The following is a 23,140-nucleotide window of genomic DNA, read 5'->3' on the forward strand; positions in this document are numbered from 1 at the left end:
TGTACACATTGGACGGTCGCATGTGGACGATGTTGGTGGCCTGCCTGGCCTGCGTTGCTCTGTTGTCGTCGCGTCAGGGGTGCTCGGCGCAGAAGCAGTGGACTCCCTTCTCGATCCACTCCTGACCGGCCCATTCCGGGTGCCGCTCCAGCATCAGGGCCTCCACCTCGGCGACGATCGTCTCCGTGCTCAGCGCCGAGTCGCGCCGGGTCCAGGTCTCGTCGCGCAGCAGCTCAAGGTAGTCACGGACGTCGGCGAGTACCTGGGGGCCGGACACGGGGCCGTGGCCGGGCACGACCAGGCGCGGGTTGGTGGTGACCAGGCGGCGCATCACCTCGATCCAGCGCAGGCCCGAGACGTCGACGTCGTGCGGCGGGAACCACGGGAAGATCGAGAACTGGCCGGCCTCGACCAGATCACCCGTGAACAGGACACCCACGTCGGGTACGGTCACCACCTGGTCGCCCGCGCTGTGCGCTCGGCCGGTGGCGCGCATCCGCACGACCCGGCCGCCCAGGTCGAGCTCGTGGGTGTCGTCGTAAACCACGTCCGGTGTGGACAGCTCGACACCGTCCAACTGCCGGGCGACCGACGTGCCGAGGCCGCGGAACATCTCCAGGTAGCCCGGACCTCGGTGGGCGAGGTCCGCGGCCTGCGCGCTGTTGACCAGGTAGGTCGCCTCGCCCGCGAAGGCTTGGGCACCGAACGCGTGCTCGGGGTGGAAGTGCGTGGTGGTCAGGTAGAGCTTGCGCCCCTTGGCGTACTCGGCGGCGAAGGCGAGGACCTCCTCGCCGTTGCGCGGCCCCATGCCGGTCTCGACGACCAACACGGAGTGGCTGCCGCCGATCACGCCGATGTTGGGCACGAGCCCGACGCCGCGGTTGGGGATCACCACCAGGTCGCGGGCGATGTCCTGGGCGTGGCCGATCTCGACGACCGGCTCGTGGGTGAGAGGTTCGGAAGACATGGACCGACTGTCGCGCCGGTGTGCGGCCACCGTCCAACACCGACTCCGCAACCCCGATACCGCACGGGTATCGTCGCTGCTCATGGAGCTCCGGCTGCTGCGCTACTTCGTCGCCGTCACCGAGGAACGGCACTTCGGGCGAGCCGCGGCCCGACTGCACATGACCCAGCCGCCGCTGAGCCGGGCCATCAGGCAGTTGGAAACCGACCTCGGGGTCACGCTCCTGCGCCGGTCGGCCGCCGGCGTCGCACTCACCGCCGCCGGCGAGACCCTGTACACGGAGGCCAGAACCCTGCTGGCCGAGGCCGAGCAGGCGCGCGCCCGGGTCACGGCGGCGGCCGGCACCGCGACGCTCACTGTCGGCGTGCTCGCCGACAGCGCCGACGAGGTCGGCGGGCGCCTGGCCGCGGCATTCCGCCGACGCCACCCCGAGGTCCCAATCCGGTTCCGCGAGGCGGATTTCACCGATCCCACCATCGGGCTGCGCAACGGGCTGGTCGACGTGGCGCTGACCCGAAGTCCTTTCGACGACACCGGAATCAGCGTGCGCGCGCTGCGTTCCGACCAGGTCGGGGTTGTTCTGCGCACGGACGATCCCCTGGCTGGCCGCACCGTTCTCCGCAGGGCCGATCTCGCCGGCCACCCCTGGTTCCAGTTGCCGGACGGCACGGACGCCCTCTGGCGCGACTACTGGAACGGCGCGACGCCGGTCGGTGAACGGCCGGCCGGGCCGGTGGTGCGCACTGTCCACGAGTGTCTTCAGACCGTCCTGTGGAACGGGGCGGTCGGCATCGCGCCCCTCACCCTCGCCCACGCCCTGCCCGACGGGCTCACCGTGGTGCCGCTCGCCGACATGCCCCCGAGTCCCCTGGTCGTGGCCTGGGCGGCGGCACGGGAGAACCCGGTGATCCGCTCGTTCGTCCAGATCGCCGTCACCACGTACCGGTCGACCCGAGCCTAGACGGGAGGCTCCCGGTCGAGGCTCCACACGCTCCAGCTTGGTCCAGCCGGTCCAGCCTCGCGTCCTGAGCAGCTCGATCAGTCGACGGGCCGCCGGCACGGTGTCGAACACCAGCCTGTCCATCAGCTCGGCGAAGGGTCGTGCGACGTCGACGTCGTCGATGTGGTTCTCGCCCTGCTCGTCGGCCAGCCACGTGAGGTAGGCGGCCAGCCTGTCCGCGAGATCGAGCAGACGCGGGTCGCCGTCGGGCCGGTCCAGAGCCTGGCCCAGGGTGAGGTAGAACTCAAGGAACCGCGGGTCGGCGATCTGCTTCCGCTTGCGGGCCACCCACTCCGGAACCCGCTCCGGAGAGCGCGCCGCCAGCGGGATCCAGCCGTCGCGTTCGACCTGGACGATCCGCTCGTCGACGCCGAGTGCCCGCAGGTGGTCGAGAAACGCCACCACCTCCGGGGGCAACGCCAGGTTGTCCCCCGCGGCGAGGCGGGCGATCCGCTCGCGGTGCCGCTGTCGCTCCCGGATCTCCGCCCGCAGCCGCTTGTCGATGTCCGCGACCGCCGCGGCGAACTCCTCCTCGTCGGACCTGAGCAGTTCCCGAACGCGTGCCAGCGGAATCCCGGCCCTGGCGAGGGTCCGGATTCTGATCAGCTCGACCACGGAGCCGGCGTCGTATCTGCGATAACCAGAGTGGTCGCGTTCGGGCTCCGCCAGCAGCCCCTTGGCGTGGTAGTGCCGCACCGTGCGCGCCGTCACTCCCGCGTACGACGCCAGCTCGCCGATGGTCAGCATCGAACCAGTCTCCTTCAGGCTGGGAGGCGTCACCTGACGCACCGAGCGCCGTGCGCGCTCCGGATGATCTGGGCGATCTCCTCGGCGTGGGTGAAGACCAGTCCGTGATGGGCATCAAGCCAGGACGTGGAGAGGCGCGGGCACTCGCGGACGAGTCGCTCGATGCCGGCGCGCCAGTTCTGGTTGCGCCACCGGGTGCGCGCTTCGCCGCTGTCGCCGGCCATCGCGGTCGACATGATCATCCTGATAGGACGGTCGACCTTCCGGTACCGGTCCAGGATCTCGGACCGGACCACGTCGATCTCGCGGTTCAGGGCGAGGATCTCCTCTGCGGTGAGCAACATCTGCCGCACGCTGCCCCGCTCGTTCTCGTACCGCGTCGCCAGGTCCTCCCACATCGCGCGGAACTCCGGCAGCTCCGCCTCGGTGACGAACGGTTCGGGAACCGGGTTCGCGCCGTCGATGAGGACAAGCTCGGCGACGGTGTCCGGATGCTCGGCGGCGTGGTGCACGGCCAGGTCCGCGCCCAACGAGTAGCCCACGAGCACAGGCGCCGAGGGCAGGTCGAGGCGTCCCAGCTCCGCCATCACGGCGCGGAGGTCGCCCAGGAACGCGTCGAAGGAGTACCGGTCGGCGGCCGAGGAAAGGCCGTGGCCCCTGAGGTCGAAGGACACCACGTCGTGGTCGCGTCGCAGCAGCGCGATCAGCTCGTGCAGACCGGCCTGCGTCGAGCTCAGCCCCGGGCACAGGACCAGGGGCCTTCCCCGACCGCCACGCGACACCGAGATCACGACCCTGTCGTGGTGAACCGCGAAGTGCCGCACCGTCCTGTCGTCCACCCCGCCCCTCTCCCCCGTGTCGTCGCACGACGTGCGCGGACCCGTGGCCTCCGCCGCACTGGTTCTCGTCGTCATGCCGGCCATGGTGCGGGCTTGTCGCTGCGTCAAGGTCAACGCTCGGGGCGACAAGGACCCTCACACACACCGCCAGAAGCACCGGCCTCGCCCCCCATCCAGGCACCATCGGCACCGTGTCCTCAGTGGAGGAACTGCCGTCGGCCATCGCCGCCGCAACGTTCCGGGCGGCTGGGGCGCACTGACGCCGTCGTGGTTACCCGTGTGTGTCCCCCACGAGGTAGTCAACGACATCGACGAGACTGTCGCGGGAAGCGAACGCGGCGCGCTGTCGACTGCTGCCGTCGCCCGCGGTTTCCAGGTCGTGGAGGAACGCGAGGACCGCGGTCAGTTCGCGGTGTTCTTCGAGCACGGGGCCGATGTGGTGGAGGAGCTTCCGGGCCACCGCCGGGGTGGCGAGGAGTTGACCGGTGAGCGGGTCCCAGCTCCGGCCCGCGTAGCCGTCCCGTGCGGCCCGCCAGTAGGCGGCTCGGAGGGTCTGCTGCGGGACGGGAGGTCCTGGATCGCCTCGGCGCACCATGGCCGCGGACTGGATCACCAGCGCGCGGACGAGGCAGGCCAGCGCGGTGGACTCGGTGGCGGTGACCGGCACGTCCATCACCCGGATCTCGACGGTGGGCAACTGGATACCGGGTCGGATGTCCCACAGCAGGTCCCGCGGTGTGTTGAGCACGCCGATCGTGCTCAGCGTCGACAGGGTGGTGTCGAAGTCCCGGGGCGACGGGAAGTAGGGCGGGGGCCCGTCCGCGGGGCCCCGGCTCTTGATGACGGTGCGCCAACTGGCGTAGCCAGTGTCCTTCTCCGCCCAGTACGGAGAGTTGGCGCTGAGGGACACGAGGAGGGGAAGCCAGGGGCGCAGGTGGTTGCCGACCAGGACCGCCTCATCCCGGTCCGGGAGTTGGACGTGGGTGTGCAGGGAGCAGATCACGTAGTCGTCGATGGTGGAGCGGAAGGCGTGGGCCTCCTCGTCGTAACGCGGGTCGGCGCGGCGCGGCGCGGGTAGTTGGGCGCCCAGGAGCGGTGTTCCACTCGCGACCACGCCGAGCCCTTCGGCGCGGGCGGCGTGGGCGACGGCCGCGCGCATGCGCGAGATCTGCGTGACGAGCTCGCCCCGCCACGTGCAGGGACGTGTTTTGGCCTCGATCTGGTACTCGGTGAACTCGCCGGAGACCTGCGGGCCGAGCAGCGCGCGAGCGCGGCGGAGCACCCTCGTGCTGGAGGGCGACACGAGGCGGGTGGCGGTGTCGACGAGGAAGTACTCCTCCTCCACTCCGAGCGTGGGGGGTTCGTGGTGGCCGAGGGCCATGGCCTACCTCCCGTACCGCTGGCGCGGGGCCGGAGTGTTCCTCGGTTCCGGGACAGGGTAGGGCCGCTCTGGTTCTCCCGCGGTTCCTGCCGCTCCGGTTCGTCACGCGCCTGGCCGGGGCATGAACCCGGCGTGGCGCAGGTAGCCGAGGTACCCGATCGATGAGGCGGCTGTCGACGGAAGGGCAGGAGGCTGCGTCGGCGGACAGCACGTGGGTGGGGTCGAGTGCGGTGGCCGTGATGGGCAGGGGCGGCCGGAGAACCCACGCGAGGTCGGGGTTCCCGGTGTTGAGTGGGGACACCAACGGAACGTAGGGGTGAAGGGGCGGCGGGGGGGTGACGCGGATGAGGGCTCACAGGAGGCTGCCGGTGTTCCACGCCCCGGCGGTGCTGACTCCGGCGGTCTCGCCGGGACGGCAGATCGTCGCGGGCAGTCCGCGTGCCGCCGCCTGTGCGACGAGGTGTTCCGACACCCACTTGGTCTGGGCGTAGGCGGTGCGGAGATCGGACAGATCCGCCGGCACTGCCAGGGCTTCGGCGATCCTGTGCTGCGCGCTCTCGCGGTCCGGAGCCCGGACCAGGCAGTGGGCCCGCACCGCGACGGATGCGGGGTGGTCGACCAGGGAGGCCTCCAGGAAGCCCGTGGCACCGGTCAGGAGTAGTTCTCGCGGCGGCACCGGGGAACCCGTCGGCCGGGGACGGGACGTGTCCCCGGTGGTAGGGAGGCTTCGCTGACGAGGTCGACGTCGTGGTCCCGGGAGATGGCGCGCCATCAGTCGCCTGCTCGGCGTTGGGTCGTGTTCCTAGCCAGCGTTGACGAACACCAACAACGGAACAAGCTGCTCGGCCGCGGTCAGCGAGCCGTGCTGCCCCGCGAACCCGGACAGGCGCGACTCCACGACCGACCGCACCACCGCCAGATCACCCCGCGCCGCCACAACAAGATCCCCGATCCGGGACCGGATGTGCGCAGCGACCCGCGGACCGAACCACCCAGCCGCGATCGCCTCCTCCCGCGTCGCGATCCACACCCGGTCACCCAGAACCTCGCCCCACCGCGCCCGAACCTCATCCGTGGCACCAGGACTGGTGTAGACGTGCCGCACCCGGGCCTCACCACCGAGCACCCGCACCCCGTCCTGGAGATCGGTCTCGGTGTCGAAGTCCACCCGATCCGCCTCGCCCACCCCGACCATGCCGTGGTCAGCCGTCACCACGAGCGCACCACCCCGGGGCAGGTTCTCCGCGATCGTCAACGCCACCCGGTCCACGAACGCCAACTGCCGACGCCAGGGATCACTCCCCGGCCCGTACACATGCCCCAACGAGTCCAGATCAGCGTGGTAGCTGTAGCACAACACCCGGTCCCGCTCACCCAACGCCTCCAGAGTGCGGCTGACCAGATCCCCCAACCCGTACACCCCGCGGAACTCCCCACCCCGCAGCACCGCACGCGACAACCCACTGCCGTACTGCTCCGCGGGCGCCACAAGCCGCACCAGCACACCAGCCTCAGCAGCGCGGTCGAAGGCAGTTGGCTGTGGCTGGATGTGCTCAGGCACCAGCGATGCCCGCAGATCAACCTGCTCGGCCACACCATGGCGATGCCACCGCAAGGCGTTGAGCAACTCCTCGCCACCCTCACCGTCAACAGCGAAGGAATACCCGACGAGGCCGTGCTGCCCGCTGGGCATCGCCGTGGCCAGCGACGCGATGCTGGTCGCCGTGGTGGCGGGAAACCCCGCCGTGATGGGCGTCCGCTCCCGGACCAGCGATCCCAGAAACGGTGCGTCAGAGCGGTACTCGCGCAGCAACTGCCACCCGAGGCCATCGACGAGCAGCAGGCACACCCGCGACGGGCCGGCCAGCCCGAGCACGTCGTCCATGCCCGGAACACCCATCCCCGCCAGCAGCGACGGAACGACCTCCGACAGCGTGCCGTGCCCGTACTGAGGGACCAGCGGCTCCATGAGACGACCCTAGCCACGACGTCGAGACCTGCCCTGGAGGCCGACAGCTCGCGGCACAAGGCATCAGCGCGACCACCTGCGGTGTGGCGCGCGGAGGCCGCACAGGAGGTCACTCGATCAAGTGATCATCATCGCGGCCCGGTACCCCCTCGCGCGATCGTGTCCCATCCTGGGAACGCCAGCGATCAAGATCATCGAAGGGACGGGCCCGATGACGGTGCAGGACATCATCGCCAACAAGCTCGAGCGTTCGTTCGACGCCCTGGACGCCGACGGCAACGGCTACCTGGAGTGGTCCGACTACCAGAAGCTCGCCGACCGCTACATCGAGGCCTACAAGCTCGACAGGAACGACCGCCGGGCCAGGGCGCTCGTCGCCTTCTGCCAGATGTACTGGCTGGACGTGCTGCGGCACGCGGGCGTGGACGGGGATCGGCTCACCAAGGACCAGTACGTCACGGCCACCCGCCTCGCGACCATCGACACCAGCCGGCTCAACGTGACCGAGGGCGGTGCCCACGCGATCTTCGACGTCGTCGACACCGACGGCGACAACGAGATCAGCAGGGAGGAGTACGCCCGCCTCGCCAGGGACGTGTGGCGGATCGACGCGTCCGACGCGCTGGAGGGCTTCGCCAAGCTGGACGTCGACGGGGACGGCGCGGTCTCCCGCCACGAGTTCATCCGCGCGGTCCGTGAGCACTTCCTCTCCAACGACCCGGAAGCACCGGGCAGCCTGTTCTTCGGGCGCGTCTGATCCACCTCCTTCGAGGCGTTGGCCGGTCTCGGCCAGAAGCCGCGCACAGCCGCCCCTGGAGCCCGGTTCCGGTGGGCGGCTGTGCGCATGCGCACGCGGCGCCACCCCCCGTTGGGCGAGTTGCCGGCTCAGGAACTCCGACTCAACCCCGAAGCGGGTCACTAAGCCCGCGCCGTCGTGCTTGTCGTTCCAGTCCCTCGCGATCCTGATCGCGTACTGGAGCCACTGCGCCTCGTCGTCACCATCGGCCACCACAAAAACAGTCCACAGTGGACACGTGCTCAGCAGTGCGACTTCCCGTGTCGGTCACGCGACCAGGCGCAGCCAGGCCGCCGCGAGCGCGGCATGGCCGGCCGGCGTCGGGTGCACGCCGTCCGCGGCCCAGTACTCCGGCCCGGTCGTCGCCGCGAGTTCGGCGAACATGCTGTCGGCGGCGAGCAGGTGCGCGCCGTACCCGCGGGCGAGATCGCGCACGACCTGGATCTTCGGGTCCAGGTCGGCGCGCCATTCCGCTCGCTCCTTCTCCGCGATGAGCGCGTGACCGGCGCCGGCCTCGACGACACCGCGGATCGGCAGGAGGAACGGCTCGATGAGGACCAGCTCCGTGCCCGCCTCGGCCAACGGCGCGAGCAGGCGGTCATAACCGGCCTCGAAGTCCTCCACGGGGATCACGTGCCCGGCCGGGTCCAGCGTGTGCCAGGCCATGTCGTTGACCCCGACGAGGATCGACACCACGTCCGGGCGCGCGTCGAGCACGTCCGTCTGCCAGCGGGCTTCGAGGTCCATCCCCTTGTCGCCGCCGACGCCGGTGTTCAGCCAGGTGACGGGCCGGTCCGGGTGCCGGAAGCCCCACTCGCCCGCGATGCGCAGCGGATAGCCGAACCCGAGACCGTCCTCGCTCTCCAGCCGTTGGCTGTCGGTGATCGAGTCGCCGGTGAACACCACGGTGCTTCCCCGGCGGAGGGTGACCGTCATCTGTGCTCCTGGAACTTGGTTGAAGGACAAGGGAAAGAGGTGCGGCCGCGTCAGATCTCCGGCGCGTCGAACCACTGGCGGGCGGCTCGCCCGAACGCTTCCCGGCCCGCAGCGCGATCACCGGCCCAGGCAACGATGCCGTCAGGCCGGACGAGCACGGCGCCCAGGCCGAGGTCGTTCCTCGCCGTCCCGACCGCGTACCGCAGTCGACCGGCCCAGCCCGTCGCCGCATCGCGCAGGCATCCGTCGACGCTGAAATCGAGTGCGACGCCTCGCCCGTCGCACATCAGGTCGCCGAGGCGAGTGCCGTCCTCCAGACGGAAGTCCGGGGCGTCGCGGCCGACCAGCGGGTGCTCGCCGCCGAGGTCGTAGCGGATCGACGATCCCGAGACCTTTCCGACCACGTAGGTCGTTCCGTCCCGGGTCGAGAGCAGGTCGCGGAGCACGCCCTGGATCGCCTGGCCGTGCGGGTCCGGCCGCATCGCCGTCGCCTGGGCGCGCGTCCAGTCCAACGCCCAGGCACCAACCGGATGGCGCTCGCCCGGGGCTGCCGGCCTTCGGCGTGCTGGTCGCGGACCGGCTGGCCGCCGTGGCCGGGATCGAGGCGTCGCCGCTCATCCAGCGGCTGGCCGACGGCCCGGACAGGTGGCTGGCCGGACTGGCCCGGATGGCCAGGGCCGAGCGCGCCGAGAAGACGGCCACCTCGACCAGGTCGGCGCCGACGTGGCCGTGGCACTGGGCTGTTTCGCCCAGGCGGGCGACAGCTGGGGCCTGGCGATGGCACTGCCGATGCGCGCGCTGCCGCGGCAGTACGACGGCGACCTCGACGGCGCGCTGGCCGACCTGACCGAGGCCAAGCGGCGGGCCCGCCAGTTCGGGTCGCTCAGCCACAGCGACGGGACCCACACCGACCTGCGCCTGGTCGACCTGCACGTGCGACTCGGCCAGACCGAGCGGGCGGCGGCGATCACCGCCGTGACCCGGGAGCGCACGCCGCGCTCGACCATGCCCGAGACCGTGGTGCTGCTCGACGCCCGCGAGGCCGGCCTCCGGCTGCGCACCGGCGACCTGGACCGGGCACGGGAGCTGGTCGAGGCGGCCGAGGCCGGCCTGTCCGACCAGCTCCCGTTCGGCAACGACCACGGACAGGCCCTGGTCGGCGCCGTGCGGGCCGAACTCTGCCTCGAACTCGGCGACGGCCCCGCCGCCGAGGCGGCCCTGCACCGGGCGCACGCGGCCGCGGTCAACAGCAGGGACTCCCCGATCGCGGCCACGGTCGCGGTGACCGTGGCCGGCCTCGCCGCGTCGCACGGGCAGTTCCTCGACGCGGCCGTCGTGCTCGGCGCGGCGGCCCGCCTGCGCGGCGCCCACGACCGCAGCGAACCCCGGGTCCGCGCGCTGGCCAGCCGCGGCCGGGCCGCGCTCGGCGACGAGCGCTTCGCCGAGGCGTACGAGAGCGGCTGGCAGCTGGCCGCGCCGGCGGCCCTGACCCGGGCCGATCCGGCACTGCTGCGCCCTACGGCGGCCGGCGCCGCCCCTCCCAAGCCGGAATGACAGCGGCAGCGTGTGAGCGAATGTGTGAGCGAATGTGTGAGCGAAGAAGTTGCGGACCAGACGCAGCCGCTCGTCGAGTGATGTCGTCGCGTGCTGATACGCGGGCGACCGTGGAGCCCTGATGAAATGGCTCGGTGTTACTTCTCGGCAGTGCCGGATTTCCCGCCGACGGACCCCTGACAGATGTCCGCGTAGGTTCGCGTGTCCTTGACCAGGTCGTCGCAGAAGGCGGCGACGTCGTTGCCGACGAGTTCCAGGACTCCCTTGCCGGCCGCCGCTCCCTCCTCGAAGAAATCGACGATCCCCGAGAGCAGGGTCCCCTCAGGCGGGTCGATCGGCCCGACCTTGAAGACGTACCTCTGGATCTCCTTGTAGACGATCTGGTAGTCCGGCGGAAGCGCCTTGACCCGCGCCACGTGTGCCCGCCACTGCTTCTTTCCCTCGATGATGTCCCGAATGCCCACGTCAGCCCCCCAACTGGCGCAGTTTCCGCGCGACGTTCCTGTTCAACTGCTCGCGCCACCGGTCGCGGTAGCTCCGAGCCCCTTCTTCGCCGGCCAGCGCCGCGCAGAAGCCCTTAATGTCGTCACCCAGCACGTCGTCGACGCTCTGCCCGTCCGCCGAGGTCTCTTCGAGCAGCCCCAGGGCGCCGTCGAGGATCGGCACCAGGTTGCGCCCCGTGAATCCCGAGTAGGGCGACAGGTGAACCTTGATCTGCTCCCACGCCGCCCGGAATTCGGCCGGCAGCGCCTCGGCTCGGACTTCGAGCGCCTTCCACTCCCTGGTGATATCACTACCGGTGATGGTGTTCCAGAAGCTCATTTCCCGCCCTCCCTGAGCTTGTCGATCCGCGACGAGACGTACTCCCACTTCGCCCAGAACGTCGCGAGCTCCTCACGCCCCGCGTCGTTGAGCGCGTAGAACTTGCGCGGCGGCCCCATCCCGGAAGGTCGTTTCGTCACCTGGACGAGCCCGTTCTTCTCCAACCGCAGCAGGATGGCGTAGACGGTCCCCTCGATGACGTCGACGAACCCGAGTTCGTTCAGCCGACGCGTGATGGCGTACCCGTAGGTCTCCTCGCTACCGATGATCTCCAGCACGCAACCCTCAAGCGTGCCCTTCAGCATCTCCGTCAGATCTTCCACCGTCGCCCCCGTCAACCCCCACTACTAAGTACTACCGAGTACCACTACACAGTAACACCGAGTACCGCACCACGCCAGCGAGCCGGGCCTCGAGCATGTCGCCGCCCGCACTTCTCAACTCGCCAAGACACCGGGACCGGGTGCTGCGGCAGGGGCGATCGACGAAGAATGTCGGCGGGCCTCACTACGGTCCAGATGTGGATCTTGAAGCTGTAGGACGGAAAATGGCGGAACGACTCCGGACGTGGGCGGGAGAGGGATGGTCAGAAGCCGTCGCCCAGGTGGCGGTCACCGGTAGCTGGCACTCGTTGGACTCGTGGACGGACGGGCCCGAGGGATCGAGCTCCGGGTCCATCCTCGACCACATGTACGGCGTCTTTCCCGACAACGCTCCCCGAGCGGCGTACGAGGTTCGGCTGCGTGCTGACGGGAGCTACCGGGTCGCCACCAGTCCCGACATCGACACGCTGTTCCCGGCCCGGCTCGTCTTCGACCCGGACTTCCGGTATCCAGGCCATCCCCTGCCGGGTATGCCGCGCCCCGCGGCGGCCGACCCGACCGGGCTGCCCACCGATCCGGCCGTCCTGGCCGGGGTCAGCGCGCTGGTCGAGGAGTTCGCCCAGCACCACACGAGGATCACGGGGCACGCCCCGAGGTGGGAGCCGGGCCGCACCGAGGAGGAGATCGCCGAGGCCGAGTCCCGGATCAGGGCACGGTTACCGGAGGACCTGCGCGCGTTGTTCCGCCTGGTCGGGCGCGACGCCGCCGAAAGCGGCCTGTTGGGGCGCTACTCCCACGGTTCCCTGGAGGATCTGGTCGAGCAGTACTGGGACGGACTGCCAGGAGCCAGCGCCGAACCGGAGCAGGACTGCCCCCTCGACGAGGAGGATGTGGTTCTCGAGGCCTTCCCGCCGGGTCGGGTGAAGCGGGTGTCGCGCAACGACTGGTGGGTCACCTTCGGCGACAACGGCGACGGCGAAGCGATCGTGGTCGATCTCGACCCCGGCCCCGCTGGCCGGAGCGGTCAGGTTCTGGAGTACGGGCGCAACGTCGACGAGCCGCCGCGCTACGTCGCCGGATCGGTCACCGAGATGCTGAGCGCCGTGGTGAACGCCCTGCGGGAGGACCGCTACAAGTTCGACGAGGGCGATCCACGACTGCGCGCTGATGTCGACTTCCACCGCGACAGGACCCCGAACCGTTTCCACTCCTTCCCCGACGTCCCGGAGCTGGACGTGCGGGCCGCGGTCGCGGAACTCGACGAGCCCGCGTTGATCCAGAGTGCCGGGCTGTCCAACGAGGGCGCCATCGACCTGGGTGGGTTGGCCCCGCTGGTTTCGTTGCGGCGGCTGGCCGTCCATCGCGCGGGTTCGGTCCGGGCCGCGGTGTCCGAGCTCGCCGCACTGGAGTCCCTCAGCATCACGGCGTCGAACGTCGATCTCTCCGCGCTCGCGGGACACCCGGTGCTGTGGGATCTCACGCTCGCGGGCGTCGGCCACCCTGTCGACCTGTCGGTGCTGGCCACGCTGCCACGGCTGACCCGGTTGTCACTCGCGGGCCTGGACGTTCCCGAGATCGAACGGCTCGGTGAGCTGCGCTCGCTGCGGATGCTCACCCTCGACGCCGCACAGCTCCACCAGTTGCTCGCGCGTGACACACGGCTTCCCCATCTGGCCGCGCTGTCCATCACCGGCCACGTGGTGCTGTCGGATGTCGTGAAGTTCCGACGGCGACTCCGCGACGCGCCGGTGCGTTTCGCGGAGTTCACGGGCAGGTTGGACTCCGTAGTCATGTGACGCCTGCCCACTGTCCTGTTCGCACTCGTCCCCGGCCTGGCCGGGGGTACCGCTCCCCAGCAGGGGTCTCACGGATCAGGAACGAGAACGGGGAAGGCGCCGTTTCCCCTGGTGTCGACCCACAGTCGGGCACGGCGCGCGCCTGGTGTTCGCGACGTCGCTCGGTACCGGGAGCAGGACAGGAAGTCCCGAACTGGACACAGGTCGTGGACCGCGGCGCTGGACGCGGTCCTGCTGCGGCCTGGCGACAACGCCGCGTCGCTGACCGCCCGGCATGTGTGCGGTGCGGTGTACCGACTGACCACCGCAGGGCACTGCCCGCCCGAAGACCCGCGCATCCTGCTGGTGGCCGACGCCAGCTACGACAACCCCTGTCTGGCTCATGTGCTGGCCGCCCCGCCGATCACCGTGCTAGTGCGGATGCGCTCCGGGCGAGTCCGGCCCCGCCTGGTGTCACCACACCTGCCCGAATCGACGTCGTGCGGCCGCAGCGCGGAGCGGGGCGCGAAGTGGAGGCGCTCAGCCCAACTCGACGTCGGGTGGCCGCTGACCGCCTGCCGGTCCCGGCAGCCCCCGGAACCGGTAGGGCGCCGGGTCCCGACCGTCCTGGACGATCCACGCCGATCCGGGCTCGGCCTCGCGCAACATTGCCTCCACCGCGTCGGCGACCCGCTCGGGCGTCAACAACGGGAAGCCCGCGTCGGTGAGCCGCGCCCGGGCCGCGCCGAGCAGGGGTGTGTCCGCGAACCCCGGGCACAGAGCGCACAGGCGGATGCCCTCGCCCGCGAGCGCCGCACCAGCCGCCCGCACGTACCCCACGACCGCGTGTTTCGTCAGCGTGTAGAGGGGATCGGCCGGCATCGGCCCGAGACCGGCGAGCGACGCGGTCACCACGATGGTGCCGCCGCCCCCGCGCCTGAGCGCGGGAACGGCGGCGCACGTCCCGTAGACGACGTGGTCGACGTTCACCCCGACCAACCGCCGGTAGGCGGCCACGTCCAGGGAAGCGTCCACCCCCGGCTGGCGCCCGCCGATCCCGGCGTTCAGGTGCGCCACGTCGAGCCGCCCGAACTCGGCCTCGACCCTGGCGACGGCGTCGGGCAGCGTCGACGGCTCGGTCACGTCCCCGACCAGCGCCAGGCCCGCCACCTCGTCGGCCACGGCCCGCGCGGCGCCCTCGTCGAGGTCGAGGACCGCGACGCGGGCGCCGAGCCGGGCGAGCCGCCGCGCCGACGCGGCCCCGATCCCCGACCCACCGCCGGTGACTAAGGCCGCCTTCCCGGACAGCTCGCCCATCACCTCGCCCCTTTCGGTGTCAGCAGTTGCGCATGAACCGGTCCAACACCCGGGTGCCGAACTTCAGCGCGTCCACCGGCACCCGCTCGTCCACACCGTGGAACAACGCCGAGAAGTCCAGGTCCGGCGGCAGCTGCAACGGGGCGAAGCCGAAGCAGCGGATGCCCAGCCGGTCGAACGCCTTCGCGTCCGTGCCGCCCGAGAGCATGTACGGGACCAGCTTGGCGGCCGGGTCCTCGGCCAGGATCGAGGCGTGCATGGTGTCCACCAGCGCGCCGTCGAACGTGGTCTCCACGGCGGGCAGGTTGGCCACCCACTCGCGCTCCACGTCCGGCCCCAGGATCTCGTCCAGCTCGCGCTCGAACGCCTCCTGCCGGCCCGGCAGCACGCGGCAGTCCACCACGGCCTCGGCGACCGACGGGATGACGTTGGCCTTGTAGCCGCCGGTCAGCATCGTCGGGTTCGCCGTGTCGCGCAGCGTCGCGCCGATGATGCGGGCGAGCCCGCCGAGCTTGGCGACGGCGCCGTCGAGGTCGTCCTCGGGGAACTCCAGCCCGGTCAGCTCGGTGATGGCCGCGAGGAACTCCCGCACCGAGTCGGTCAGCACCAGCGGGAAGCGGTGGCGGCCCAGCCTGGCCACGGCCTCGGTCAGCTTCGTGACCGCGTTGTCCTCGTGCAGCATCGAGCCGTGGCCGGCGCGGCCCCGCACGCGCAGCCGCAGCCACGCGATGCCCTTCTCGGCCGTCTCCACCAGGTAGGCCCGGACCCCGTCACGGACCGTCACCGAGAAGCCACCGACCTCGCCGATCGCCTCGGTGCACCCCTCGAACAGCTCCGGCTGGTTGTCCACCAGCCACTGCGAGCCCACCAGGCCGCCGGCCTCCTCGTCGGCCAGGAACGCGAAGACGATGTCGCGGGGCGGGGTGATGCCGTCCCGCTTCAGGCGACGCGCCGTCGCCAGCGTCATCGCCACCATGTCCTTCATGTCGACCGCGCCGCGGCCCCACACGTAACCGTCCTGCACCGCGCCCGAGAACGGGTGGACCGACCACTCCGAGGCGTCCGCCGGCACGACGTCGAGGTGGCCGTGCACCAGCAGCGCGCCCCGGCTCGGGTCCGCACCCGGCAGCCGGGCGAACACGTTGCCCCTGCCCTTGGCCCCCGACTCCACGTACGTCGTGTCGTACCCGACCTCGGCGAGTTTCTCCGCGACGTACTCCGCCGCGGCCCGCTCACCCACCACGGTGTCCGCTTCGCCGGTGTTGGTGGTGTCGATCCGGATCAGGTCACTCGCAAGGGTGACAACCTCGTCCTCGGCCAGGGCCAGTCCAGCCGGGGCGGGAACCTCGCGGGGCTCGTTGTGCGTGCTCACCACGCCTTCCTACCACCGGCCGCCGGCCCCTGGGGACCCGATTTGGGCGGCTTGAGAACGATCAGCTATTCTTGCTGGGCGCGCGGGCCGACAGGCACGCGCGGCGTCCGAGTGGCGGAATGGCAGACGCGCTAGCTTGAGGTGCTAGTCCCCGTATAGGGGGTGGGGGTTCAAGTCCCCCCTCGGACACAGAAACCACGCACCGACGCATCATTTGCGTACTCAGGGGCACTTGAACACCTTTCGGTCGCACCCAACCCCCTCCGTGATGCTTCGGAGGCGGTTGGGTGATGAGCGGCTCACCAATGCCGCGGTCCCCTGGGCTGGGCACCAGGCTGGAAGCCCACGCCGTCCACGGGGTGCTGGTCATCCATCCCGGTCTCGGTGCGGCGGTCAGCCTGAACCGGCGGAGACAGCTCAGGTTGCGGTGTTGGCGTCGCCCGCAGGGCCTCACGGCAAGATCAATCTCAGTGCCGGGTCGCGGTGACAGGTTCGGGCAGCGTGAGGGCTGTGTGGGCTGGCCGCCCGGTTTCTGGTGGCAGGGCGGCGAGCGTGGCTCGTGCGTTGCTGACCAACGTCCAGGCGTGGTCCACGGTGTCGCCGTGCGGATCTACGACCACCCCGCACGTCTTCGTGAGCGCAACAGTCGGCCAGCCTCCTCAGGAACGTCGCCGCCGTGCAACTTCGTCGCGAGCACACAGCGCAACATCTGTCCCGCGAGGCGAAACACGTGAGCAGAAGAATTGACTACGTCATGCCCGGCCCGGTCGACCTGGAGCACTCCGGCGGGAAGGCCGAGTTTTTCTGACCCGATCCGCAGCCCCTCCAGAAGGGCGGGCGCGAACTCCTCGGTCAGACCTGCCAGAAACGGTTCCCGCCAGAGATGACTGTTGCAGGCGGTCGGCTCCGCGCTCGATGACGCCAGCGCGACGTCGAACTGGGTTTCGCCGCTTTCGGCGGCGACGAACTGCCCGCCGACAAGCGCGCGAGGCGCCATACCACCGGCGTGGAGCTGAACCTCGACGAGTGCCCGAGCGGTGTGAAGAACGACCGGCCTGTCGTCGCCGGAGGAGCTGACCGCGTGGAGGGTGCCAGCACGTGGGTAGCGTGCGGACACGTCATCCTCGGAGATGGCCGCGAGTCGGCCGCCGCCAGTGTCGATAGTGATTACTTCGGGGGCGAGTTCCACTGTTTTCTTCACCATTTAATGAAGTGCTCGGATATTTGGCTGATGATCTCGGGGCTCTAGTTCCTGTCCGGTGGGGGTGTCTTCAGCGCCTCGTCATGAGCCTCATCATAGAACATGCCCTTGTCCGTCAGCTCCTTCTCATCAAGCCATCGGCGCGGAAAGCTCCTCAAGGGTTTTCCGTGCCGGAAGCCTGGTTTGGCTTCTGTTCGACTGTGGGTAGAGTCGGCTAGCCCGCGGACATCAACAGCTGGATGTTGGCGAAGACCGCGGGGGACGCAGGCCCGGAAGAGATGCGGTGGCTGAACTTCTATGTCCGGAACGCCGGTGGGATTCGCGATCTGTTGGTTGTCCTTGTGGGGGTCACCGGTGCGGCTGGTAGCGGTGGCGGAAGGTGAGGTCGGGGAGGAGGCTGGGTGGGATTTGTCGGCCTGACGAGGGCGATCTGATCTCGATAGGCGGTAAGAGGAATGGATGAACGACGAGCGCATGACGACGTCCGCTCTGGTGCCCCACCGGTCGAGGTAGTGACTCCCGAGCAGAGCGCCGAGGAGATCCGGCAGGCGGCCCCACCCGATTCGGGGCAGGCGGGGAGTGGCCTGGTTCGAGTGCCTTCCGCGCTGGAGATCGACACCGAAGAAATCATTCGCATGGGCTCGGACGTCCTGATCGCGGTCATCGGGAGGATCGCACCGTACGGGACGGCAGCCGGCATGTTGGCGGGATTTCTCCGGGACCTGCTCTGGCCGCGGGGGAACGTCGACGTGTGGGACGAGATCTGCGGTCGGGTGGAGAAGTTGATCGACGAGAAGATCGAGGGCTACCACGTGGAGGTCGTGCGGGGAAAACTCAACGACCTCCACACCGTCTTCAAGGGGTACACGGAGGTCGTGAAGAAGAGCCCGGACAACTACGAGGCGATCAGGCGCAACTGGACGGCCGTGATCACGCAGGTGCGGGGTTCACGATCGCAGTTTCAGTTCACCCGGTTCCAGGTTCCGCTTCTGCCGCTGCTCGCGCGGTTTGTCGACGTGCACATCTCGCTCCTGCGTGACGCGTTTCTCCATGGCGCGAAGTGGGGGCTGGACAAGACGGAGATCCAGCAGGTCAAAGATGAGATGAGAGACACGATCGGAACCGGCGGCGGGGATCAGAACTACATCAAGTGGGTGAAGGACAAGTACGAGGAGGGGAGAAAAGCCAGGTGGGGAAAGAAGTCCCACTGGGAGATCATGGACTATGAGCGGACGATGACGGTCTACGCGACGCAGTTCGCGTGGGACATCTGGCCCTACCTGGATCTCAACCGGTATCCGGACAAGCTGACGGTCGAACGCAAGCGTGAGGTGTGGCGCGGCCCGCACGGCCATGTCTCGGGCCTGGGCAAGGATCAGTACGCTCCTCGTGAGTGTCCGAACAAGCGCCTGACCGCGTTGACCCTGGAATGGAACAAGGCGCCGGACAGAAACTACAACACCGGCCTTCGGCGGGCCTGCGACGAATTTACCGACGTGACCCACTGCTGGGGCCTGGAGAGCAAGGACGTGAAAAGTAATCTCAAAGTCACGGAGGACCATCCGTTCAAGAGCATCGTTGTTGGGTACGACACGGAGGACCGGCGCAGTGACGGCTACGTCGGTCGTCTCGAAGTCAAGACCGCCGATGGGCCGTCCATAGTGGGCGGCAAGCGGGTCGACGAACTCGGCAAGGCCAAGTGGGACTACTTCGGCATCAAGGGGTGGGACGTCTCAGGGGTGTACCTCGAACAGGGAGAGCATTATTGGACGAAAGGCGCGAAGACCTGCGTCGTCGGGTTTCGACCTTCGAAATGGAAGGCGCCGACGAGGAAGGCGGTTCCCGGGCGGGCCTACGCGATCCTGTCCAGGGACGACGGAATGGCGATCGATCTGGGTGGGTTGCGCGCCGAACTGGGGCAACAGCTCACCCAGTGGAGCCACCCGCTGCCGGGTGTCAGCCATCAGTGGGTCGTGGAGGACGACGCGGGTGGGCTCCTGGTTCTCCGCAACCGCTGGAGCGGGACTTTTCTCGGTGTCGAGAACAACGCCACCCCGCCGCGCCTGGTCCAAAGCGCGTACCCCACCGCGTGGAGGCTGGACGAGACGGACGATGGCAGTCTCCTCTTGGTCACCTCGCTGGAGGATCGCGACTGGTACGTCGCGAAACCCGAGGACGCCGAGGACGGAACACCGCTGCTGCTGCGCGACCACCTCGACGAGACCAGCCGGCAGCAGTGGCTCCTGAGCGAGGCGGGAGTTTGCGAGTACGGCTCCTTCACCGACGACGACCCGGTGGTGACCTTCGAAGCGACCTCGACGGAGCGGGAGGCGAACTCGTTCACGGCGACAGTCACCCTCACGGCCGGCCAGCGGGTCGCTCCACACTGGAACCTGTCCTTCACGCTGCCCGACACCATCGGTCCCGACCTCACGATCAGCGGCCAGGACAGCGGCGGCACATCCCTCGCCAGTGTCACCGCGGGCAAGCGCGGCCTCTGCGTCACGGTCAGGGGCGAGCAAGGCCTTGATCCCGGCGAGACCGTCACCTTCGTCCTCTCCGGCATGCCGCGAGACGTTTCCCGCGGCATGCAGGACATCCTGGTCAAACCTGACCACTGCACACTCGACGGCTTCGGAGCCGCCCTGCGGACAGGGTGCGCGCGGCCCCAGTCCCAGCCCCACCCGAACGTCGAGATGCGATAGGGCCAGCCCAAGGCCAACCAGCCATGAAGTGATCTCAGCAAGTCCCAGTCGGGGACACAGAAGGCGCCGCTCGAATCGACGTTCAGGAAGGCGTTCCCAAGGCTTCCGGGGAGAACACGTAACGCGCGAACCAGCGGTGCATCTGGCGTTGCAGGGCCAGGTCGCCATGCACGTGTACGTCTGGATGACGCAACAGCTGTGCCCAGGATTGTTCACCTAGCCACCACCTGGTCACCGCCATGGTCGGGGCCGCCAGCCAGATGTCGACGGGTGCTCCGGTGTCCTGGCGGCACAGGTTCACGCCAGTCCGCGACAGGTGCAGCCAGTACTTCTCGTCCCGGTCGGTGAAGTCGACGGCCACCACGACGGTCTGTTCCGGCAGGGCATCGACGTTGATCCGCCGCTGCATGTCCCAGGTCAGGGCCGCGGTGTCCAGGTCGTCCTCGGTCAACGCGGCACTCTCCGCGGCCACCGCCCATCGGGCCAGTTCCCGCACCACCGGAGCCAGGGCGACGCCAGCTTCGGTCAGCCGGTAGGAGTCGTCGACGATGCCGGCGGCGCGCAGTGCCCGCAACCGCGCGGACAGCGTCGCCCGTGGGATGCGCGGCAGGCCCCGGCGGATCTCGGTGAAGGTGGACGCGCCGAGCAGCAACTCCCGCACGACCAGCAACGCCCAGCGCTCGCCCAACACGTCCAGAGCACGCGCTACCGCGCAGAACTGCCCGTACCCCGTCATGGTTCAAAGGTTGAACTACCAACCCGGCCACGTCCAGTCGATGGTCGTACCCATGATGGACGTGACGGCGGCAATCGGGAACACATCGCTGGTGCGGCTGAACAGGGTCGTGCCCGCGGGATGCGCGGAGATCTTCGTCAAGGTCGAGGGGCAGAACCCGACCGGCAGCATGAAGGACCGGATGGCGCGGGCGATGATCGCCAGAGCCGAGAACGACGGACGGCTGCGGCCCGGCGACACGGTCGTCGAGTACACCGGCGGCAGCACCGGCGCATCCCTGGCGCTCGTCTGCGCGGCGAAGCGGTATCGCCTGCGGATCGTCACCTCGGACGCGTTCAGCGAGGACAAGCTGGTCCAGATGGCGGCCCTCGGCGCGGAGCTCACGGTCATCCCGAGCGACCAGGGGATGATCACCAGGGCGTTGGTCCTCGCCATGATCGAGAAGGCCGAGCAGCTCAGCCGGCAACCGCTCACCTACTGGACCGACCAGCTCACCAACACCGACAGCATCGCCGGCTACCACCCCATGGGCGAGGAGATCTGGACGCAGACCGGGGGACGGGTCGACGTGTTCGTCCAGTCGATCGGCACGACGGCCTCACTGCGCGGCGCCACGACCCCGCTCAAGCGCCACAATCCCGCGCTACGCGTGGTCGCGGTCGAACCGGCGGAGTCCGCCGTGCTGTCCGGCGGCCGGCCGGGCGCACACCGCATCGAGGGCATCGGGATCGGTTACGTCCCACCGATGTGGGACCCGGACCTGCCGGACGAGATCGTCCCGATCGCCACCGCCGACGCCGAGGACATGGCCAGGCGCCTGGCCCGCGAGGAGGGCCTCTTCGCCGGCACGTCATCGGGCGCGAACGTGCTCGCCGCGATCCAGGTCGGCCAGCGCCTCGGACCGACGGCCAGGATCGCGACGATACTGGTGGATTCGGGCCTGAAGTATCTGAGCACCACTGTGTACCGACGTGGGTGAACTCCACACAGACAGCTAGGACGAACACGTGCGGGACGGCGCCCGCACCCTGTCCCGAATCACCCGCGCCCACACCGAGAACCTGCGTCATGCCGTCGTCGTACACAGCAGAACACGTGCTGCCGCGTGTGATTCCGGCTCAGGTCTACTGTGGACATTCGGGCTGGCCTGAGGGAGCGGGCGGTCGTCACGGAACGAGGTCCCGTGACGACCGACCTGTTCCCACCAAGGACCGTTCGTCGTCTACTTGCGACGGGCTTCGGTTCTGTTGGTGCGGCGTTCGTGCTCGATCCAGCCGCCCTGGAACTCCTGGGTGGCCAGGGAGTTGACCTCGCTCTCCTCACTCACCGGGTAGCCGAGGTAGGAGTGCTCCCAGCCCATCTCGGCCCACTTCGACCGGATCGCCCCGAAGACCAGCCTTGCATCCGTGCTGGGCGTGTAGTAGATCGAGGCCGGGCCCAGCGAGCCTCCGTCGAAGTGGTTGAAGCGGCCCACCCCGTCGGCGGTGGCGATCTCGTCGGTCGTGGGATAGCCGACGACCCGTTCGGCGCCCAGCGCCATGAACCTGTTGCGGATGCCCCCGTAGATGAGGTGAGCCCCGAGTTTCGGCGTGTGGTAGATCGAGGCCGGGCCGAGCGGACCGCGGTCGAAGTGGTTGAAGCGGCCCACTCCGTCGGCGGTGGCGATCTCGTCGGTCGTGGGATAGCCGACACCTCGTTCCCACCCGAGCGAACCCCACTTCTCCCGGATACCACCGTGGATCGCGTGGGCGCCGGTCTCCGGGTGCCAGTAGATGGATGCTCCGTCAGCCCGGTTCAGGTGGTTGAACCGGCCGATGCCGTCCGGGGTCGTGATCTCGTCCGTGGTCGGCACTCCGAGACCGGGCTTGTGGGCGCCCAGCGCGTCGTACCTCTCCCGGATCCCCCCCTGATCTCCTGGGCCCCGGTCTCCCTGGTCCAGTAGAGGCGGGCCTGCTGGTAGTTCCGCCACCGCACGCCACCGTCCGCGGTCTCCTCGTCCACCGGGTTGCCGATTCGCTCCCGGAGCGGATCGTCGTTGAGCCACCGCAGGGAGATGGCCGTGACCACGGGGTTCGGCGCGTGCACCCGCCAGGAGGCGTCGGACTCGAACAGGTTCGGGTTGTCGAACCAGTGTTCGCCGCTCTTGTTGGCCACCCACAGTTCCTCGTTGATGTGGCGCAGGAACCGGCCGCGGGCGCTGAAGGACTCCAGGGAGGCGCCGCCGCCCTGCAGACCGGGGTGGGCGCACCAGGTGCCGTCCCGGCGGAACTGCTCGCTGCCGTCGCTCTGCGCCACGTGGACGCGGAGGTTCTCCTGCCGCAGGAACACGCCGGGCCGACCAGCCGCCTCGAAGGAGTGGCACTCGCTGTCCGCGAGGCCGGGCACGACGCGCCAGGTGGCGTCCGCGCCGACGTTGGGCCCCGGCAGCTCCTCGCCGCGGGTGATCCGGGCGGGCCCGAGGGTCGTGTGCCGGATGTGCCATCCCCGGACGCCGCGGGTGTCGGCCTGCAGCGACTGGACCACGGCCTCGTACTGCCCCACGCGCAGGAAGCGGGCGACAGCGTCCGGGCCGGCGGCCAGTGCGGCCTTGGCGGCGTTGACCAGGTCGGGGTGGACCAGGCTCTTCTCCGCCTTGGTCTGGATCTCCAGCAGACGGCGCTTGTCCGCCTCCTCCTGCTTGCGCAGCTCGTTGGCCTTGTC

General features: G+C 69.5%; 22 protein-coding genes, 1 tRNA gene and 1 pseudogene. 7 read left to right on the plus strand and 17 right to left on the minus strand.

The annotated features are described in order from the left end of the window. Positions 1-73 precede the first annotated feature (73 nt). Positions 74-967, minus strand: coding sequence for an MBL fold metallo-hydrolase (locus BUE43_RS23095; RefSeq protein WP_073486749.1), 894 nt, complete (start codon positions 965-967; stop codon positions 74-76). Between the two features lie 82 nt (positions 968-1,049). On the opposite strand from BUE43_RS23095, the gene BUE43_RS23100 reads away from it, so the two are divergent. Then, entirely contained in the window at positions 1,050-1,928 is an 879-nt protein-coding gene (locus BUE43_RS23100) for a LysR family transcriptional regulator (RefSeq protein WP_073486751.1), read from the plus strand. Between the two features lie 636 nt (positions 1,929-2,564). Here BUE43_RS23100 and BUE43_RS36030 read toward each other — a convergent pair. The 5 genes and pseudogenes from BUE43_RS36030 to BUE43_RS23125 form a co-directional block, all read right to left on the minus strand. Further along, positions 2,565-2,714 (minus strand): annotated as a pseudogene (locus tag BUE43_RS36030) (MerR family DNA-binding transcriptional regulator); the annotation flags it as partial. Between the two features lie 29 nt (positions 2,715-2,743). Further along, entirely contained in the window at positions 2,744-3,628 is an 885-nt protein-coding gene (locus tag BUE43_RS23110; protein WP_083960067.1) for an alpha/beta fold hydrolase, read from the minus strand. A gap of 196 nt (positions 3,629-3,824) precedes the next feature. Then, positions 3,825-4,934, minus strand: coding sequence for a carboxylate-amine ligase (locus BUE43_RS23115; protein ID WP_073486753.1), 1,110 nt, complete (start codon positions 4,932-4,934; stop codon positions 3,825-3,827). A gap of 352 nt (positions 4,935-5,286) precedes the next feature. Further along, positions 5,287-5,610, minus strand: coding sequence for an SDR family oxidoreductase (locus BUE43_RS33635; protein WP_073486755.1), 324 nt, complete (start codon positions 5,608-5,610; stop codon positions 5,287-5,289). A 126-nt stretch (positions 5,611-5,736) separates the two neighbouring features. Further along, complete coding sequence (locus BUE43_RS23125; protein ID WP_073486758.1) at positions 5,737-6,903, minus strand: alkaline phosphatase family protein; 1,167 nt, start codon at positions 6,901-6,903, stop codon at positions 5,737-5,739. Between the two features lie 211 nt (positions 6,904-7,114). Between BUE43_RS23125 and BUE43_RS23130 the strand changes: the two genes are divergently transcribed. After that, positions 7,115-7,660, plus strand: coding sequence for an EF-hand domain-containing protein (locus BUE43_RS23130; RefSeq protein ID WP_073486891.1), 546 nt, complete (start codon positions 7,115-7,117; stop codon positions 7,658-7,660). Positions 7,661-7,966: 306 nt separating this feature from the next. On the opposite strand, the gene BUE43_RS23135 is transcribed toward BUE43_RS23130, so the two are convergent. Together BUE43_RS23135 and BUE43_RS23140 are read right to left on the minus strand one after the other, a co-directional pair. Beyond that, entirely contained in the window at positions 7,967-8,635 is a 669-nt protein-coding gene (locus tag BUE43_RS23135) for a GDSL-type esterase/lipase family protein (RefSeq protein WP_073486760.1), read from the minus strand. Positions 8,636-8,685: 50 nt separating this feature from the next. Further along, complete coding sequence (locus BUE43_RS23140; RefSeq protein ID WP_200797645.1) at positions 8,686-9,147, minus strand: aromatic-ring hydroxylase C-terminal domain-containing protein; 462 nt, start codon at positions 9,145-9,147, stop codon at positions 8,686-8,688. A gap of 211 nt (positions 9,148-9,358) precedes the next feature. Between BUE43_RS23140 and BUE43_RS23145 the strand changes: the two genes are divergently transcribed. Further along, positions 9,359-10,189 carry a hypothetical protein gene (locus BUE43_RS23145; RefSeq protein WP_073486762.1) on the plus strand — a complete coding sequence of 277 codons (831 nt, stop codon included), beginning with the start codon at positions 9,359-9,361 and terminating at the stop codon, positions 10,187-10,189. Positions 10,190-10,326: 137 nt separating this feature from the next. Here the strand turns inward: BUE43_RS23145 and BUE43_RS23150 are convergent, their stop codons facing one another. Genes BUE43_RS23150 through BUE43_RS23160 form a run of 3 tightly spaced genes read right to left on the minus strand, consistent with a single transcriptional unit; the run spans position 10,327 to position 11,334 of the window. Continuing rightward, the gene (locus tag BUE43_RS23150) at positions 10,327-10,653 is read right to left on the minus strand and encodes a DUF1048 domain-containing protein (protein ID WP_073486764.1); all 327 of its coding nucleotides are present in this window, start codon (positions 10,651-10,653) and stop codon (positions 10,327-10,329) included. A 1-nt stretch (position 10,654) separates the two neighbouring features. Continuing rightward, positions 10,655-11,011: a DUF1048 domain-containing protein gene (locus tag BUE43_RS23155; protein WP_073486766.1), complete on the minus strand. Its 357-nt coding sequence runs from the start codon at positions 11,009-11,011 to the stop codon at positions 10,655-10,657. After that, positions 11,008-11,334, minus strand: a complete 327-nt coding sequence (locus tag BUE43_RS23160; protein WP_073486768.1) for a PadR family transcriptional regulator — start codon at positions 11,332-11,334, stop codon at positions 11,008-11,010. Before BUE43_RS23160 ends, BUE43_RS23155 begins: the two co-directional genes overlap by 4 nt. Before the next feature lie 224 nt (positions 11,335-11,558). On the opposite strand from BUE43_RS23160, the gene BUE43_RS23165 reads away from it, so the two are divergent. Further along, on the plus strand, positions 11,559-13,130 hold the full coding sequence (locus BUE43_RS23165; RefSeq protein ID WP_159447779.1) for an SMI1/KNR4 family protein: 1,572 nt from the start codon (positions 11,559-11,561) through the stop codon (positions 13,128-13,130). A gap of 519 nt (positions 13,131-13,649) precedes the next feature. On the opposite strand, the gene BUE43_RS23170 is transcribed toward BUE43_RS23165, so the two are convergent. Both BUE43_RS23170 and BUE43_RS23175 read right to left on the minus strand, forming a co-directional pair. Further along, positions 13,650-14,426, minus strand: a complete 777-nt coding sequence (locus tag BUE43_RS23170) for an SDR family oxidoreductase (RefSeq protein ID WP_073486772.1) — start codon at positions 14,424-14,426, stop codon at positions 13,650-13,652. Between the two features lie 19 nt (positions 14,427-14,445). Then, entirely contained in the window at positions 14,446-15,798 is a 1,353-nt protein-coding gene (locus tag BUE43_RS23175; protein ID WP_234995864.1) for a M20/M25/M40 family metallo-hydrolase, read from the minus strand. A gap of 105 nt (positions 15,799-15,903) precedes the next feature. On the opposite strand from BUE43_RS23175, the gene BUE43_RS23180 reads away from it, so the two are divergent. Next, positions 15,904-15,987 (plus strand) — tRNA-Leu (locus tag BUE43_RS23180). A gap of 421 nt (positions 15,988-16,408) precedes the next feature. On the opposite strand, the gene BUE43_RS23185 is transcribed toward BUE43_RS23180, so the two are convergent. Next, positions 16,409-17,002 (minus strand): hypothetical protein, encoded by a 594-nt coding sequence (locus tag BUE43_RS23185; protein ID WP_143174331.1) that lies wholly within the window; start codon positions 17,000-17,002, stop codon positions 16,409-16,411. 590 nt (positions 17,003-17,592) lie between these two features. Here BUE43_RS23185 and BUE43_RS23190 point away from each other — a divergent pair. After that, the gene (locus tag BUE43_RS23190; RefSeq protein ID WP_159447780.1) at positions 17,593-19,704 is read left to right on the plus strand and encodes an insecticidal delta-endotoxin Cry8Ea1 family protein; all 2,112 of its coding nucleotides are present in this window, start codon (positions 17,593-17,595) and stop codon (positions 19,702-19,704) included. A gap of 82 nt (positions 19,705-19,786) precedes the next feature. Here the strand turns inward: BUE43_RS23190 and BUE43_RS23195 are convergent, their stop codons facing one another. Then, positions 19,787-20,440, minus strand: coding sequence for a winged helix-turn-helix transcriptional regulator (locus BUE43_RS23195; RefSeq protein ID WP_073486778.1), 654 nt, complete (start codon positions 20,438-20,440; stop codon positions 19,787-19,789). A gap of 10 nt (positions 20,441-20,450) precedes the next feature. On the opposite strand from BUE43_RS23195, the gene BUE43_RS23200 reads away from it, so the two are divergent. Then, entirely contained in the window at positions 20,451-21,419 is a 969-nt protein-coding gene (locus tag BUE43_RS23200; protein WP_234995865.1) for a PLP-dependent cysteine synthase family protein, read from the plus strand. A gap of 243 nt (positions 21,420-21,662) precedes the next feature. Here the strand turns inward: BUE43_RS23200 and BUE43_RS35325 are convergent, their stop codons facing one another. Both BUE43_RS35325 and BUE43_RS35330 read right to left on the minus strand, forming a co-directional pair. Beyond that, positions 21,663-22,292 carry an LGFP repeat-containing protein gene (locus tag BUE43_RS35325; protein WP_073486780.1) on the minus strand — a complete coding sequence of 210 codons (630 nt, stop codon included), beginning with the start codon at positions 22,290-22,292 and terminating at the stop codon, positions 21,663-21,665. After that, positions 22,235-23,140, minus strand: a 906-nt coding sequence (locus BUE43_RS35330; protein WP_234995866.1) for an AbfB domain-containing protein, incomplete at its 5' end; no start/stop codon positions are given. The genes BUE43_RS35325 and BUE43_RS35330, both read right to left, overlap by 58 nt.

Source organism: Streptoalloteichus hindustanus, from assembly GCF_900129375.1.
GTDB classification, from domain to species: Bacteria; Actinomycetota; Actinomycetes; order Mycobacteriales; family Pseudonocardiaceae; genus Streptoalloteichus; species Streptoalloteichus hindustanus.

Coding starts and splice junctions, on each gene's coding strand:
- BUE43_RS23095 (WP_073486749.1), bottom strand. CDS start 967: ATGTCTTCCGAACCTCTCACCCACGAGCCGGTCGTCGAGATCGGCCAC.
- BUE43_RS23100 (WP_073486751.1), top strand. CDS start 1,050: ATGGAGCTCCGGCTGCTGCGCTACTTCGTCGCCGTCACCGAGGAACGG.
- BUE43_RS23110 (WP_083960067.1), bottom strand. CDS start 3,628: ATGACGACGAGAACCAGTGCGGCGGAGGCCACGGGTCCGCGCACGTCG.
- BUE43_RS23115 (WP_073486753.1), bottom strand. CDS start 4,934: ATGGCCCTCGGCCACCACGAACCCCCCACGCTCGGAGTGGAGGAGGAG.
- BUE43_RS23125 (WP_073486758.1), bottom strand. CDS start 6,903: ATGGAGCCGCTGGTCCCTCAGTACGGGCACGGCACGCTGTCGGAGGTC.
- BUE43_RS23130 (WP_073486891.1), top strand. CDS start 7,115: ATGACGGTGCAGGACATCATCGCCAACAAGCTCGAGCGTTCGTTCGAC.
- BUE43_RS23135 (WP_073486760.1), bottom strand. CDS start 8,635: ATGACGGTCACCCTCCGCCGGGGAAGCACCGTGGTGTTCACCGGCGAC.
- BUE43_RS23155 (WP_073486766.1), bottom strand. CDS start 11,011: ATGAGCTTCTGGAACACCATCACCGGTAGTGATATCACCAGGGAGTGG.
- BUE43_RS23165 (WP_159447779.1), top strand. CDS start 11,559: ATGGCGGAACGACTCCGGACGTGGGCGGGAGAGGGATGGTCAGAAGCC.
- BUE43_RS23170 (WP_073486772.1), bottom strand. CDS start 14,426: ATGGGCGAGCTGTCCGGGAAGGCGGCCTTAGTCACCGGCGGTGGGTCG.
- BUE43_RS23185 (WP_143174331.1), bottom strand. CDS start 17,002: ATGGTGAAGAAAACAGTGGAACTCGCCCCCGAAGTAATCACTATCGAC.
- BUE43_RS23195 (WP_073486778.1), bottom strand. CDS start 20,440: ATGACGGGGTACGGGCAGTTCTGCGCGGTAGCGCGTGCTCTGGACGTG.